The sequence below is a fragment of the Clostridium perfringens genome, from assembly GCF_016027375.1.
GTDB lineage: Bacteria > Bacillota > Clostridia > Clostridiales > Clostridiaceae > Sarcina > Sarcina perfringens.
Genome location: NZ_CP065681.1, coordinates 256652 through 270622, shown reverse-complemented (window position 1 = coordinate 270622; position 13971 = coordinate 256652). Strand labels below are relative to the sequence as shown.

Below are 13971 nucleotides of genomic sequence, written 5' to 3'. Positions count from 1 at the left end.
GGAGAGGGTTATGTGAAAAAATGTTCAGTTGATTTAATAACAGGTTTTTTATCATCAGGAAAAACATCCTTTATAAATCACATTTTAGATGATTTTTCTAAGGAGGAGGTTTTAGTAATACAATGTGAGCGTGGACAGGAAGAATTAATAAATTGTAGGAAAAATATTAATGTAAAAAAGTTTTATAGCATGGATGAATTAAAGGAAGAGGATTTAATAAGAAGCTTAAAGTTTTATGCGCCTAAGAGAGTTTTTATTGAGTGCAATGGGGTTAGTGAAACTAAAAAGTTTATAGATAAAGTTACAAATAGTAAGCTTAAGGAATATTTAAAGATTGGGATTATAGTTAATTTAATTGATATGACAACTTTTAATATGTTTTTAAAGAACATACCTTCAATGATAATACCGAACATATCATTAAGCAATCTTATTGTCTTAAATAAATGTAATGAAATAAGTGAAAATGCTTTAAAAGAATATAAAGATATGATAGAAAGATTTAATCATAATGCCCATATAGTTAATTGCATAGGTAAGGAAGGAACTAATATGAACTTTAACAAAGAAAGACTTATAAACAGGATGATGGGATAAATATGGAGCTTTTAAATAAATTTTCTATAGTCTTTTCTAGTATAGTAATAGAAGCACTGCCTTTTATACTTATAGGGGCAGTGCTAGCTTCCTTTATGCAAGTTTATATTTCAAATAATATTTTTAATAAAATCATATCTAAAAATAAATTATTAGGATCAATTCAAGCTGGGATAATAGGAGTTTTTTTACCTGTTTGTGAATGTGCCACAGTGCCTATAACAAAGGGATTATTAAATAAAAAGGTACCTTTAAATGTGGCCATAACTTACATGTTGGCGGCTCCTATAGTTAATCCACTGGTTATATTATCAACATATTATGCTTTTGATGGAAACATAAAGGTAGTATTGTTGAGAGTGGGCGTAGGCTTTTCAATAGCTGTCATAGCTGGGCTACTTATGCTTTGTTTAAGTGGAGAAAATAATATTTTCATAGATAATGGTGAGGGAGAATTACAAGGAAAATGTCTTTGTGGATGTTCAGAAATAGATGATAATTCTAGTAAACTTATAAGACTTTTAAAGCATACATCTCTAGAGTTTTATGAAATAGGGAAATATTTTATAGTTGGAGCAACTTTAGCAGCCATATTTCAAACCTTTGTACCAAGGGATATTATTTTTTATTTTGAAAATAGTGCAGTTTTATCAATAATAATCCTTATGGCTTTTTCATTCTTAATTTCCTTGTGTTCAGAGGCAGATGCCTTTGTTGCTAGTACCTTTATGAATAGATTTTCTTTAGGATCAATAACGGGATTTTTGATTATAGGTCCCATGATAGATTTAAAAAATACAATAATGTTATTTTCTATATTTAAACAATCCTTTGTAATTAAACTTTTATTTGTAGTCTTTTCACTTTGCTTCATAGCTTCAGCTTTGATATTTTAAGGAGGAACCTTTATGAGAAAATTTAATTTTAGTGAATTTATATGGTTTCTTATATTATTTTGCTTTGAATATTTAATAGTAAAAATGTTTATGAGTGAAAAGATTTTTTTGATTATATCAAGAGATATGAAGGCATATGTAATTTTGGCCATAATATTATTATTTTTGATTTTAGTTATACAATTTTTCAATATTTTTAAAACATCAACTAGAAGGAGTTTTAAGGGTGGATATTTAATTTTTATTTTTGCTTTAGTTATTTTAAATATAGCTAATGGATTAAATATTAATCAGGTCTCCTTAAACTTAAAAGGGGTTAAGTTATATCATGATAGACATAAAGAGAGTGAACATAATCACCTGCACTCTGATGAAAAATTAAATAGTAATGAAGCGTTAGTATTTACAGAGAAAAATTTTCATAGTTCCTTAGAAGAATTAATACTTCATCTAGAAGATTTTGTAGGAAAAGAAATTTCTATAGAAGGACTTTTATATGTTAGTGAATTATATGAAAAAGAAGAATTTGCAATTACTCAAATAGATATGACTTGCTGTATAGCTGATTCAGTGTACTTAGGAGTATTATGCAAGGGTGATTTGCCAGATTTAAAAAATGGAAGTGAAATAAAAGTTAAGGGATTAGTTGAATCTAAAAAGATTAAAAATAGTGCAGGAGAAGAAATTGAAATTCCATTTATAAATGTATTTTACACAGATACATTACAGTAAATTTAATCAATAAAAAATTAAAGAAACTTTTTAATAAATTAACTTATGTATGAATATATCAATAAAAATTAATACTAGCTTAAAACAGGATTCTAAATATAAAACTAAATAGATAAGATAGAAGCTTAATAATAAGACTGTTATATTACAGATTTTATTATTAAGTTTTTTTATAATATTTTTATTTAAATGAGAATGATACATATTTACTTAATAATTTTACTGTAGTATTATTATAAAAAATTAAAAGGAATGGGAGAGGTTAGATGAATCCAGTAGCATTTTCAATTGGTAGTTTTGAAGTAAGATGGTATGGCATAATCATAGCATTAGGAATTTTAATTGCAATGACCTTGGTAAGTATTAACGCAAAGAAAAAGAATTTAAACTTTGATGTTATCTTAGATTTATTTTTATGGTGCTTTCCTTTTGCTATTATAGGGGCTAGAGCATATTACGTGCTTTTTGAGCTTGAAAATTATCATAGCTTTTGGGATATGATAAACATAAGACAAGGTGGCTTAGCAATTCATGGAGGAATAATAGGAGCTTTCTTAACTGCATTTATTTATTGTAAGGTTAAAAAAGTAGATTTTTTAGCCTATGCAGATATTGTGGCTCCAGCTTTTATATTAGCCCAAGGAATAGGTAGATGGGGGAATTTCTTTAACCAAGAGGCGCATGGTGGACAAGTAACTAATGAGTTTATTAGTAAATTTCCTGAGTTTATTCAAAGGGGTATGTATATAAATGGAGCATATTATCACCCTACATTCTTATATGAAAGTATATTGGATATATTTGTGGCCATTTTATTGATGATAATTTTATATAATATTACAGATAGATATAAGGGAGTAGTTATTTCTGCTTATATATCTTTATATTCTCTAGGAAGATTCTTTATTGAAGGGCTAAGAACAGATAGTTTATATTTTATGAATATTAGAGTTGCTCAATTAGTTAGCTTACTAGGAATTATTATTGGAATTGTGGCAATAATAATTATTGTTTCAAGAGGAAAGAAAAAGAGAAAAGGTATATTTATAAATTAGATTTATATGAGAGTTGTATCAATTTTATTTAGAAGATATTATTTTTAATTTTCTTTTTAAGCTTTGATACAGCTCATTTTTAAGTAATTATATTAAAATAAATATAAGGTAAAAGTATTATTTAAATTAAAATTTCTAATTTATACTAATTTTATTCATACAAGTATAATAATTATAATTAAATTTTCAGTATTGAATTGGTTAGACTTATATGTTAGAATGAAAAAGTATTACAAATTAATATTTATTATGGAGAGATGTCCGAGTGGTCGAAGGAGCACGCCTGGAACGCGTGTGTAGGGGAAACTCTACCGAGGGTTCAAATCCCTCTCTCTCCGCCATGCCGTGCTAGATGGGGAGTTAGCGGTGCCCTGTAACCTGCAATCCGCTACAGCAGGATCGAAGTCCTCATAGAGGCTCTAACTTGTGGAGTCTGCCCTATGTAAGTGGTGTTGAGAGTTGGGCCCCACGCAATGGAAACCTGTGAACCTCGTCAGGTCCGGAAGGAAGCAGCGATAAGCAGTCATTTTCATGTGCCGTGGATACGTCTGGCTTGAGCTAACTGCATAGGTAACGTTCATAAGTTATTGTCGAAGTGAGGTGCACGGTTTTATTATGTAATTAAACTTTTAACAGAGTATGTTAAAAGTTTTTTTTATTTTGTAAAATTATGTTTTCTATATGTTCATGAAACATTAATAAAATTTTTTATACTTGTTGGTATAATTATATAGACATACTTATGACAAAAATGTAATTTTACGGAGGAAGTTATGGGAAGAAAACTTTTGGTAGGAATACTGTGGGTAACTTTATCGCTTTTCGTTCTTGGATGTAGTACAAGCAGTGAAAAAAATACAATCAATATTCCTAGAGAAAAGAGTAGGGAAGAAGAGAAAAGTAAAGACGAAGAAGAGTACATAGATAAAATTTCATCAACTATTGTTAATATGAGCGTAGATGGTTCTATAAAAAATATGAGAACAGTATCTGAAACTGGTAAATTAAATAATACTATGATTGAACAGTTAGAAAGATCAAATAATTTTTTTAAATGTTTAATAGAGGATCTTAAAGGGGTAAAGGTTCCAGAAAAATTTGCTTCATATAATGATGATATAATAAATAATTTAAATAAGGCTAAATCCTCTTTGGAAGTTATGAAGAATTCTCATGATGAAGAAACTATAAAAAGTAATGCAAAGATTTTTGTAGAAAGTAATAAGGAAGTATCTAACTTAGTAGATAAAATATTAGTTTACTATGCTGGATGCTAAACTAATAATATTAAATTGCCATAAATAAGTTAATATTTAAAAGCTATTTTATGTTATTCATAGGTTTTTCAAAGTTTTTTTAATATTATATCATTAATTCCTATTGACTTTTTATGGTTTAACAATTAAAATTCTATTAAGATAATAAATTGAAATTTGGAGAGTATTGAGTATGAAAAATTTAAACTTAACTAGAGCTTCAAAATTAAATACCTTTTACTTTAGCTATTATAGTTAAGTTTGCGTTTATGATATATAAAAGATTCATAGATGCAAACTAGGTTTGTATCTATGATGGCTAAGTTTAAAATGCATGTAGAGCCACATAGATAAACACTATGTGGCTTTTTATTTAAGGCACTAAGGCCACATAGTTTTACACTATGTGGCTTTTTTATGTGAAAAATATAAATTAATTAGATTGGGGTTGTAAAAAATGAACAAAAAGAAAGATATATTAGTAATAGGATTTGCCTTATTCTCTATATTCTTTGGGGCTGGAAACCTAATATTTCCTCCATACATAGGATTAACATCAGGAAGTGAATGGTTAATTAGTTTTTTAGGATTCATAATATCAGACGTAGGAATAATATTTTTATCAATAGTTGCAGTTTCTAAGGCTGGATCTTTCCAAGGGGTTGTTGGAAGAGCAGGTAAAAAGTTTGGTATTACCTTAGAAATTTTAATGATGCTATGCTTAGGACCTATATTAGTAGTGCCAAGGACTGCGGCAACAACATTTGAAATGAGTATTTCTCCACTTTTAGGAAATGTAAATCCATATGTATTTTCAGTAATATTCTTTTTAATAGTTTTTGTGCTAACAATAAAGCCTAATAAGGTTATGGATATAATCGGAAAGGTTCTAACACCATTATTACTTATATCATTAGCAGTATTAATAATAAAGGGGATTATAAATCCTATTGGAGATTTAGAAAAGGTTAATTCAGGTAAGTTATTTATGACTGGGATTACTCAAGGATATCAAACAATGGATGCTTTAGGAACTGGAGGAATTGTAGCACTTGTTATGGCTTCATTTGCAAGTAAAGGCTATAAGGACAAAAAAGAAAATAGAATACTTACAATAAAATCTGCCTTAATTGCATGTATTGGACTAGCTATTGTTTATGGAGGATTAACATTCTTAGGGGCTACATCTTCAACTTTATATGATAGCAGTATTTCACAAACAACATTACTTATGAATATAACTAATGCAATTTTAGGGTCAACAGGTACTATTATGTTAGCAATAGTAATAGGACTTGCTTGTCTTACAACGGCTGTAGGATTAACTTCTGTTACGGCTAAATACTTTGAAGATGTATCTAACAAAAAATTAAAATACAAATATATAGTAATAGCAATATGTGTATTTAGTGCATTATCTTCTAATTTAGGAGTAGATAAAATAATAGAAATTGCAGTACCTGTATTAAGCTTAATTTATCCAGTTTCTATATTATTAGTAGTAATGAGTATATTTGAAAAATTCGTTACAAATAATGTAGTGGTAAAGGGAGCTACTTATGCAACTCTTTTAATAAGCTTACTTACTGTAATTGATAGCTTAGGAATAAAATTTGAATTTGTTCATAAGTTACCTCTTGCAAACCTAGGATTTAACTGGGTTGTTCCAGCTATAGTTGGAGGATTAATAGCAGGGTTAGTATTTAGAAAAAGAGAAGTTGTATCTTTAGAAGAATCATATTAAATAATTAAATAAAAAGTTATAAAAAAAAGTAAAACTCCATTAAGTAGATATTTCATATGTCTACTTAAATAGGAGTTTTTACTTTTTATTAAGTCATTAGGAATAAGCATTATAATAACCTCTAAATAAATTATAGCTAAGGATATATTGAAGATTATATCTTTTTATAGTTAAAAAACTTAAACTTATTACCATTTTCTTCATGAATAGAACTTTCATAAGTTTTTATCCATTTAGAATAATCTACTTTAGGGAAATAAGTATCTCCTTCATATTCCTTTAAAACTTCAGTTATATATAATTTTGAAGTATATTTTAAAAGCTCAGAATATATTTTTCCACCACCTATTACAAAAATTTCTTCCATGCTATATTTATACTCAGAAATAAGCTTATTTAAATCATTATAAATAATTACGTCCTTATGATTATAAGAAAAATCTTTCTTTGTAGTTAAAACTAAATGAGTTCTTCCAGGTAAAACAAAAGGAAGAGATTCAAAGGTTTTTCTTCCCATTAATATTTTTTTACCCATAGTAAGTTCTTTAAATCTTTTTAAATCAGATGGAATATTCCAAGGCATTTTGTTATTAACTCCAATGATATTATTAATACTTTTGGCAACAATTATAGAAAACATATAAAAAATCCTTTCAAGGTTAACATAAAAATATTATTAAGATAATTATATATTTATTTTTAAAAAAGAAAATATTAATCATGATATAATGGTTTAACTAAGAAAAATATAAAATAAGTGTGATAGGTATTATGGCTTGTTTTGATGTATAATAATTATATGTTAATACAGGCTTAGAGAGGTGAATAATTTGGCATATAAAGCTTTGTATAGAGAGTGGAGACCACAAACCTTTAATGATGTTGTAGGTCAAGAACATATAACCACTACATTAAAAAATCAGATAATAAATGAAAGAACAGCTCATGCATATTTATTTTGTGGTACTAGAGGAACTGGTAAAACCTCTACAGCTAAGGTAATGGCTAAGGCTTTAAACTGTTTAGATTTAAAAGACGGAGAGCCTTGTAATCAGTGTGAGATGTGTAAAAAAATAAATGAAGGATTAGCAATAGATATAACTGAACTTGATGCAGCTTCAAACAATGGGGTAGATAACATAAGAGATATAATTGATGATGTTCAATACCCACCTCAAGAAGCTAGATTTAAAGTTTACATAATGGATGAGGTTCACATGCTTTCTATTGGGGCAGTTAATGCTTTTTTAAAGACTTTAGAAGAGCCACCAAAGAATGTAGTCTTCATTTTGGCTACAACAGATCCTCAAAAATTACCTATAACTATACTATCAAGATGTCAAAGATTTGACTTCAAAAGGATTAGTAGAAAAGATATAACAGGAAGATTAAGAAAAATAGTTACTGAGCAAGGTATATTCTGTGATGATAAAAGCTTAGACCTTGTTGCAAGAGTATCTGATGGAGCTATGAGAGATTCCTTAAGTATATTAGATCAAGCTATTTCTATAGGGGATGGTAAGGTAGATTATGATGAATTAGTTTCTATGTTAGGTCTTGTAACTAATGATAATTTATTTAAAATAGTAGATTCTATAATAAAAAGAGATATAGAAAGTGCTATGGAAATAATAGAAGAATTAGTTCTTACAGGAAAGGATATGACTCTTTTCATAAAGGACTTAATAGTTCATTATAGAAACTTGCTTATGATAAAGGTAACTTCAAATCCAGAGGAAGTTTTAGATACTGCTGAGGAAAATATAGAAAAACTTAAAGTTCAAGGTGCTAAGTTAAAGGTTGAAGAAATCATGAGATGCATAAGAATTGTGCAAGAATGTGATGAAGAGGCTAAACTTAGCAAGCAGGCTAGAGTTTATTTAGAGCTTGCAGTAATAAAAATGTGCAAAATAGAGTATGATACTTCTAAGGAAGTTATGTTAGCAAGAATAAATAAGTTAGAACAAGCAATAAGAAGTGGAAATATACAGGTTAATACTAATTTAGAAGAGGTTAAATCACAAGTTTCAAATGAAGCTTCAAATAATAAAACTTTAAATAATAAACAACAGAATGCTACTAAAAGTTCAAATAATTATGAGGTAGTAAATGAAAATTCAACCCTAACACCAGAGTATTTAAGAAAGGTTTGGAAAGATATACTTGAAACCTTTAAGAGTAGAGGAAAGTATATGGTTTATATAGCCTTAGCAAAGGGTATAAGCAAAGTTTCTTGTAACAAAGGTGTTGTTGAATTTAGATATACTTATGAATATAGACATAATAAAGAAAGACTTGAAAAACATGATTTCTCTAAAATAGTAAATGATATATTTTCAGAAGTTTTAAAGGAACCTGTAAGAGTTGTATATAGTGTAGAACAAGGAACAGAAGAGGAAAAAGCTGAGGAAGCTGATTTAGAAGCTAGACTTTCAGGCATTATGGGTGATGGTCTAGAAATAGTTGAAGAATAGAATAAAATTGTAACCAAATAATAATGGTTAAGCATATAATCTAATATTATAGTAAATTTTTCAAAAATACTATATAATATTAAGGAGTTAATTTTTAAGGAGGATGTAAGTATGGCAAGAGGTGGATTTCCAGGCGGAATGGGAAACATGAATAATTTAATGAAGCAAGCACAAATGCTTCAAAAACAAATGCAATCAATGCAAGAGGAAATCGAAGCATCAGAATTCGAAGGCTCAGCTGGCGGTGGTGCAGTTGTTGCAAAAGTTAACGGAAAGAAAGAATTAATCGCACTTAATATAAAGCCAGAAGTTGTAGATCCAGATGATGTTGAAATGTTAGAAGATCTAGTTTTCTCAGCTGTTAAGCAAGCTTTAGAAAAAGCTTCTGAAGAAACTTCAGAAAAAATGGGTAAATTAACTGGTGGAATGGGAATGCCAGGATTATTCTAATAGAAATACTTATTAATTTTGAAAACTCTGCTGAAACTTCTCAGCGGAGTTTTTTATAAATATAGAGAATTTAGTTTAAATAATAGGAGGAAAAATAATGGAATTTTATCCAGTAGCTATAGAAAAGTTAATTGAAGAGTTTGCTAAGTTACCTAGTATAGGAAAAAAATCAGCTCAAAGGTTAACTTTACATATTTTAAATTTGCCAAAGGATGAGGTAGAGGAATTTGCAAATGCCTTAGTAAAAGCAAGAGGAACTATTAAATATTGTTCTGTATGTGGTAACTTTACAGATACAGATCCATGTGCAATATGTTCAAATCCTAATAGAGAAAAAGATATAATATGTGTGGTTGAACAACCTAAGGATATTATGACAATGGAAAAAGTTAAAGAATTTAATGGTTTATATCATGTTTTACATGGAACTATTTCTCCAATGCAAGGAAGAGGACCACAGGATATAAGAATAAGAGAATTAGTAGCAAGAATGAGCGGAGATGTAAAAGAGGTTATTGTAGCTACAAACCCTACTATTGAAGGGGAAGCTACAGCTATGTATATTTCAAAGATATTAAAGCCATTAGATGTTAAGGTTACTAGAATTGCAGCAGGAATCCCAGTTGGGGGAGATTTAGAGTATGCAGATGAAGTAACTTTATCTAAAGCCTTAGAAGGTAGAACTGTTATATAAAGATTATTTAGGGCTTGTGATTCTAAATAAGAGCTAAATTATTTTATAGTACAAATTGAGATTAAAATATAGTATTAAATCTTTATATCGATAATTAAATAATATAAATACAAGGGAATTAACTAGTTAAAAAAGTTAAAATACAAAGTTAAATCTTTATAACACCTGAATATAACTTGGACATTTTGGTAATAATTCCAAAGGAATAAGTTGGAGGTGTTAGTTATGGATAAAAAGAAAATTTCTGATTACTTAATAAAAAAGATAGATTATTCAAATGAAGATGAGGAAATATTAAAAGCTATTGAGCAAACAATACTGGAAATGGAGGTTGCAAGATCAGCTTTTCAAAATGCTTGTGATGATAAACTTATAGAATCTTTAATATATAAAGAGCAAGATATTAACGCTAGATATGAATACCTAATAAGAGAAGCTAAAAAAAGAGGTATAAAAGTTAGTATGGAACATATATTTAAGAATGCTAGGATAAGTATAATTTAAAAAGGTGGTAGATTTATGGATATAGGAGCTTTATCCTTAGATGATATAATTCTTCTAATTGTAGGAGTGCTTGTTGCAATATTAATTTTAAGGTTAATATTTGGATCAATAGGGAAAATAATAGGCTTGGTTATTAATAGTGTCTTTGGGGCTATACTACTTATGATTGTTAATTACTTTGGAGCTTATTTTGGAATAACTATAGGAATAAATTTGTTAACTGCTTTAATAGCAGGTATTTTAGGAATACCTGGAGTAGTTTTAATGATATTATTCCAAGTTTTTGTTAGATAAATATAAGAATTTATATAAATAAAAAAACAGGTGAAATCACCTGTTTTTTTATTTTTAGATGGGAGGAAACTTGCAAAGTAAGCAAGGAATGTATTAAGCACTTCTTCCTTTTCTAAGGAGAGGAGTAGTCAAAAAATGAAGAAGCAATTAATCACTCTTTATATTAATATATGTTTTTAAATAAAATTTGCTACTTAAAGAAATAAAAATCATAAAAATATATTTATAAAAGTATATTTATAGAGAATTTATACTTTAGTGAATGGAGAATTTTATGAAGAGTAATAACTTAATTCTAGATAAATACAAGTCTAGAGGGATTAGAGGATTAATAGTCTTAGGAATAACCTATTTCTTTTTAATGGGAAATTACAGTATGATAAGATACTTTTTTCAGGCAGGGCAAGGGAATTTAGATATTTCCATAATAAATAAATGTTTTTCAATGGGGAGTGTAGATAAATTTTTATTATTTTTATTTTTAGTTTGGAGTGTTGGATTTTTATTTGAAGATAAGGAAAAGGAGCTAAAGGAAAATTTAGCTGTGGGAGAGGAGAATACAAAGAAATATTTCTTTTCTAAAGTTATTTTAATTTATGGAGTTTCTCTAATGCCTATGGTGATTAACATATTTATAAAATTAATTTTTTATATACCATATAGAAATTCTTTTAGTTTAGATAAGCTTATTATAAGTTTTCTTTATTTCATAGCATTAGGATTATTATTTACTTCAATAATTTTTACTATGAATTTAATTGTTAAGGATAGAATGTTTGCAGGAATCTTTCCAATATTCTTTATGGAGGGTTTAATTTTAATCTTTTCAGTAAGTGAGCTTTTAATTAGTGATAAACTTATTTGGGTAAGAAACTTCTTAAATTTTATTGGTGAGAAAGTCTTATTAATTTTTAATTTATTAAATTTAGATTTTGATAAAAATTCCTTTTCTTTATGGAGACAGTTTATATTTATAATAATCTTAGTGTTAATTTCAGTATTACTTATTTATCTTTCAAGATTAATTTTAAAAATAATGAATTTTAAATATTTAGATAGACCATATTTCTTTGAAATATCTAGATATTTTATTTATATTTTTATGAGTATATTAATTGGATTTGTATTTGTAAATGCCGTAGGATATTTAATTATAATGTTTATTCAAAGTGTAAGTTATGTTAATGGAACCTTTATTGTTAACATTGTATCTTTAATTTCTATGGTTTTATTATTTGTTTTTCTAGAAGTTTTATATAGAAGAAAGATATTAAACAAGGATTTAGTAGAAGATAATATTGAAGTATGCAATGAGATTCAACCTTGTATAGGTGATTTTATTGAATTTGATGAAAATACAGGGTTTTTAGATAATAAGACAATTGATAAGGAAGAAAATTTTTAATAATAGTTTATAAGATAAATGAGAATTAAACAAATATATTAGTCTTCCTCTTAAACTTACAATTTAAATAAATATAATATTTATAAGAATCTTTTTGTTTTAAAGAAAAGATTAAAAGTGATATACTTTTAACTGTATGTAAGAGAGAAACAGGAGGTTTGTTATGGCTGTTGGAACAAGTATAAATTGTAAGTATTGTATAGATTTTAAGAATGATAGATGTGATGGAACAGAAAAAAATTGTCTCTGTAGACTTTGCCCTAGAAATTTAGGACAATGTATATGTGTAAAATACTGTAGAGAAACAGAGTCAGTTTTATTTTGGAATGATGAAGAGGAATAATTTAGTATAAAAAAACTTTCTTAGAAAATACTAAGTATATAGTATTGTTCTGAGAAAGGAGAATTTGTATGGCTATTAGTGAAGAATTTATAGATATAGCAGAAAATTGTGTTGATTATTCAGCTAGACATAGAGAAGCAGTATCTTCAATGAATTCTTGTAAAAGCTGTTTAAATTGCAATGAGTTTCATAGTGGAACTTGTGAAAAGGAAATGGAGAATAAATTCAACATTTTACAGGATATGATTTAATTTATATTTGAAAGACCTTAATCAATATTTTTTTGATATAGGTCTTTTTTTATTTCTAAAAGGGCAATTTATAATTATTTTTATTTATTTTTGTATCACCAATGAAGAAAATTTATTATATACTAATAAATAAAATAATTGTTCAAGTAAAGGAGGGGATTACATGCATAAAAAGTTATTTATACCAGGACCTGTGGAGGTAAGAGAGGAAGTATTAGAGAAAATGGCTACTCCTATGATTGGACATAGAAGTAAAGAGGCATCTCAATTACAAAGAAGAATAAGCGATAATTTAAGGAAATTATTTTTTACTAATAATGAAATACTTTTATCAACAACTTCAGGAAGTGGATTAATGGAGGGAGCTATAAGAAGTTGTACTTTAAAGAAGGCTGCTGTATTTTCTTTGGGGGCTTTTGGGGATAGATGGTATGAAATGGGGATAAGTAATAATGTTCCTGTGGATAAATTTGAAGTTCCTTGGGGAAAAAGTATTAATGTAGATTTAATTGATTCAGTTCTTAAAACTGGACAGTATGATTTAATAACAGTAACTCATAATGAAACATCTACAGGGGTTATGAATGATTTAGAAGCAATAAGCAAAGTTATAAAGAAATATCCAGAGGTTATATTCTGTGTTGATGCAGTTAGTTCTGCAGGTGGAAGTAAAATAGAGGTAGATAAACTTAATATAGATATATGTATTACTTCTTCACAAAAAGCTTTAGGGCTTCCTCCAGGAATAGCAATATGTACATTTTCAGAAAGAGCTAGGGAAAGAGCAGAAAAAGTTAAGTTTAGAGGAACATATTTAGATTTATTAGCTTTATATAAATATATTAAAAAGAAGGATTATCAATATCCATCAACTCCTTCTATTTCACATATGTATGCTTTAGATTACCAATTAGATTATATATTAAATGTAGAAGGGCTAGAAAATAGATTCAATAGACATATTGAAATGGCTAAAATAGTTAGAGAATGGTCAGAAAAATACTTTGAAATTTATCCTGAAAAGGGGTACTATTCAAATACTCTTACAACTATAAAAAATAATAAAAATATAGATATTGGGGCTTTAAATAAGGAACTTGGAAAAAGAGGATTTCAGATATCTAATGGGTATGGAAAGCTAAAGGATAAGACATTTAGAATAGCACACATGGCTGACTGCCAAGTTAAAGATATAAAAGAATTATTAAGTAATATAAATGAAATTTTAGAATTGGAATAAATCTAAGCCCACACTGATTAGTGTGGGTTTCTTTTA

General features: G+C 27.6%; 16 protein-coding genes, 1 tRNA gene and 1 other RNA gene. 17 read left to right on the top strand and 1 reads right to left on the bottom strand.

Annotated elements, in window-relative coordinates:
- Nucleotides 1-12: 12 nt before the first annotated feature.
- The 8 genes from I6G60_RS01405 (at nt 13) to brnQ (ending at nt 6280) form a co-directional block, all read left to right on the top strand.
- Entirely contained in the window at nt 13-597 is a 585-nt protein-coding gene (locus I6G60_RS01405; RefSeq protein ID WP_003458152.1) for a GTP-binding protein, read from the top strand.
- Nucleotides 598-599: 2 nt separating this feature from the next.
- Nucleotides 600-1493 carry a permease gene (locus I6G60_RS01400; protein ID WP_111743963.1) on the top strand — a complete coding sequence of 298 codons (894 nt, stop codon included), beginning with the start codon at nt 600-602 and terminating at the stop codon, nt 1491-1493.
- 12 nt (nt 1494-1505) lie between these two features.
- Nucleotides 1506-2225, top strand: coding sequence for a TIGR03943 family putative permease subunit (locus I6G60_RS01395; RefSeq protein WP_003479640.1), 720 nt, complete (start codon nt 1506-1508; stop codon nt 2223-2225).
- Between the two features lie 266 nt (nt 2226-2491).
- Nucleotides 2492-3280 carry a prolipoprotein diacylglyceryl transferase gene (gene lgt, locus I6G60_RS01390; RefSeq protein ID WP_111743964.1) on the top strand — a complete coding sequence of 263 codons (789 nt, stop codon included), beginning with the start codon at nt 2492-2494 and terminating at the stop codon, nt 3278-3280.
- A 251-nt stretch (nt 3281-3531) separates the two neighbouring features.
- Nucleotides 3532-3621 (top strand) — tRNA-Ser (locus tag I6G60_RS01385).
- A 2-nt stretch (nt 3622-3623) separates the two neighbouring features.
- An RNA gene (gene ffs, locus I6G60_RS01380) (signal recognition particle sRNA large type) lies at nt 3624-3888 on the top strand.
- 165 nt (nt 3889-4053) lie between these two features.
- The gene (locus I6G60_RS01375; protein ID WP_111743965.1) at nt 4054-4557 is read left to right on the top strand and encodes a hypothetical protein; all 504 of its coding nucleotides are present in this window, start codon (nt 4054-4056) and stop codon (nt 4555-4557) included.
- 436 nt (nt 4558-4993) lie between these two features.
- Nucleotides 4994-6280, top strand: a complete 1287-nt coding sequence (brnQ, locus tag I6G60_RS01370) for a branched-chain amino acid transport system II carrier protein (RefSeq protein ID WP_111743966.1) — start codon at nt 4994-4996, stop codon at nt 6278-6280.
- Between the two features lie 154 nt (nt 6281-6434).
- Here brnQ and I6G60_RS01365 read toward each other — a convergent pair whose 3' ends face one another.
- Nucleotides 6435-6920, bottom strand: coding sequence for a dihydrofolate reductase (locus I6G60_RS01365; protein ID WP_111743967.1), 486 nt, complete (start codon nt 6918-6920; stop codon nt 6435-6437).
- Nucleotides 6921-7110: 190 nt separating this feature from the next.
- Between I6G60_RS01365 and dnaX the strand changes: the two genes are divergently transcribed.
- The 9 genes from dnaX (at nt 7111) to I6G60_RS01320 (ending at nt 13935) form a co-directional block, all read left to right on the top strand.
- Nucleotides 7111-8754, top strand: coding sequence for a DNA polymerase III subunit gamma/tau (gene dnaX / locus I6G60_RS01360; protein WP_057258323.1), 1644 nt, complete (start codon nt 7111-7113; stop codon nt 8752-8754).
- Nucleotides 8755-8865: 111 nt separating this feature from the next.
- Nucleotides 8866-9204: a YbaB/EbfC family nucleoid-associated protein gene (locus I6G60_RS01355; RefSeq protein WP_003458189.1), complete on the top strand. Its 339-nt coding sequence runs from the start codon at nt 8866-8868 to the stop codon at nt 9202-9204.
- Between the two features lie 97 nt (nt 9205-9301).
- Entirely contained in the window at nt 9302-9898 is a 597-nt protein-coding gene (gene recR / locus I6G60_RS01350; protein WP_003450875.1) for a recombination mediator RecR, read from the top strand.
- A gap of 225 nt (nt 9899-10123) precedes the next feature.
- Nucleotides 10124-10402, top strand: coding sequence for a YaaL family protein (locus I6G60_RS01345; protein WP_011591234.1), 279 nt, complete (start codon nt 10124-10126; stop codon nt 10400-10402).
- A 15-nt stretch (nt 10403-10417) separates the two neighbouring features.
- Complete coding sequence (locus tag I6G60_RS01340) at nt 10418-10696, top strand: pro-sigmaK processing inhibitor BofA family protein (protein ID WP_003450885.1); 279 nt, start codon at nt 10418-10420, stop codon at nt 10694-10696.
- Nucleotides 10697-10970: 274 nt separating this feature from the next.
- Nucleotides 10971-12101 carry an ABC transporter permease gene (locus I6G60_RS01335; RefSeq protein WP_111743968.1) on the top strand — a complete coding sequence of 377 codons (1131 nt, stop codon included), beginning with the start codon at nt 10971-10973 and terminating at the stop codon, nt 12099-12101.
- 163 nt (nt 12102-12264) lie between these two features.
- Nucleotides 12265-12444: a hypothetical protein gene (locus tag I6G60_RS01330; protein ID WP_003450880.1), complete on the top strand. Its 180-nt coding sequence runs from the start codon at nt 12265-12267 to the stop codon at nt 12442-12444.
- A 68-nt stretch (nt 12445-12512) separates the two neighbouring features.
- Nucleotides 12513-12695 carry a hypothetical protein gene (locus I6G60_RS01325; protein ID WP_003450908.1) on the top strand — a complete coding sequence of 61 codons (183 nt, stop codon included), beginning with the start codon at nt 12513-12515 and terminating at the stop codon, nt 12693-12695.
- A 163-nt stretch (nt 12696-12858) separates the two neighbouring features.
- On the top strand, nt 12859-13935 hold the full coding sequence (locus I6G60_RS01320) for a pyridoxal-phosphate-dependent aminotransferase family protein (RefSeq protein WP_111743969.1): 1077 nt from the start codon (nt 12859-12861) through the stop codon (nt 13933-13935).
- Nucleotides 13936-13971: the final 36 nt, after the last annotated feature.

Excerpts from the sequence above, each read along its gene's own strand:
- I6G60_RS01400 (WP_111743963.1), top strand. The coding sequence starts at position 600 with ATGGAGCTTTTAAATAAATTTTCTATAGTCTTTTCTAGTATAGTAATA.
- I6G60_RS01395 (WP_003479640.1), top strand. The coding sequence starts at position 1,506 with ATGAGAAAATTTAATTTTAGTGAATTTATATGGTTTCTTATATTATTT.
- lgt (WP_111743964.1), top strand. The coding sequence starts at position 2,492 with ATGAATCCAGTAGCATTTTCAATTGGTAGTTTTGAAGTAAGATGGTAT.
- I6G60_RS01375 (WP_111743965.1), top strand. The coding sequence starts at position 4,054 with ATGGGAAGAAAACTTTTGGTAGGAATACTGTGGGTAACTTTATCGCTT.
- brnQ (WP_111743966.1), top strand. The coding sequence starts at position 4,994 with ATGAACAAAAAGAAAGATATATTAGTAATAGGATTTGCCTTATTCTCT.
- I6G60_RS01365 (WP_111743967.1), bottom strand. The coding sequence starts at position 6,920 with ATGTTTTCTATAATTGTTGCCAAAAGTATTAATAATATCATTGGAGTT.
- I6G60_RS01355 (WP_003458189.1), top strand. The coding sequence starts at position 8,866 with ATGGCAAGAGGTGGATTTCCAGGCGGAATGGGAAACATGAATAATTTA.
- recR (WP_003450875.1), top strand. The coding sequence starts at position 9,302 with ATGGAATTTTATCCAGTAGCTATAGAAAAGTTAATTGAAGAGTTTGCT.
- I6G60_RS01345 (WP_011591234.1), top strand. The coding sequence starts at position 10,124 with ATGGATAAAAAGAAAATTTCTGATTACTTAATAAAAAAGATAGATTAT.
- I6G60_RS01340 (WP_003450885.1), top strand. The coding sequence starts at position 10,418 with ATGGATATAGGAGCTTTATCCTTAGATGATATAATTCTTCTAATTGTA.
- I6G60_RS01335 (WP_111743968.1), top strand. The coding sequence starts at position 10,971 with ATGAAGAGTAATAACTTAATTCTAGATAAATACAAGTCTAGAGGGATT.
- I6G60_RS01330 (WP_003450880.1), top strand. The coding sequence starts at position 12,265 with ATGGCTGTTGGAACAAGTATAAATTGTAAGTATTGTATAGATTTTAAG.
- I6G60_RS01325 (WP_003450908.1), top strand. The coding sequence starts at position 12,513 with ATGGCTATTAGTGAAGAATTTATAGATATAGCAGAAAATTGTGTTGAT.
- I6G60_RS01320 (WP_111743969.1), top strand. The coding sequence starts at position 12,859 with ATGCATAAAAAGTTATTTATACCAGGACCTGTGGAGGTAAGAGAGGAA.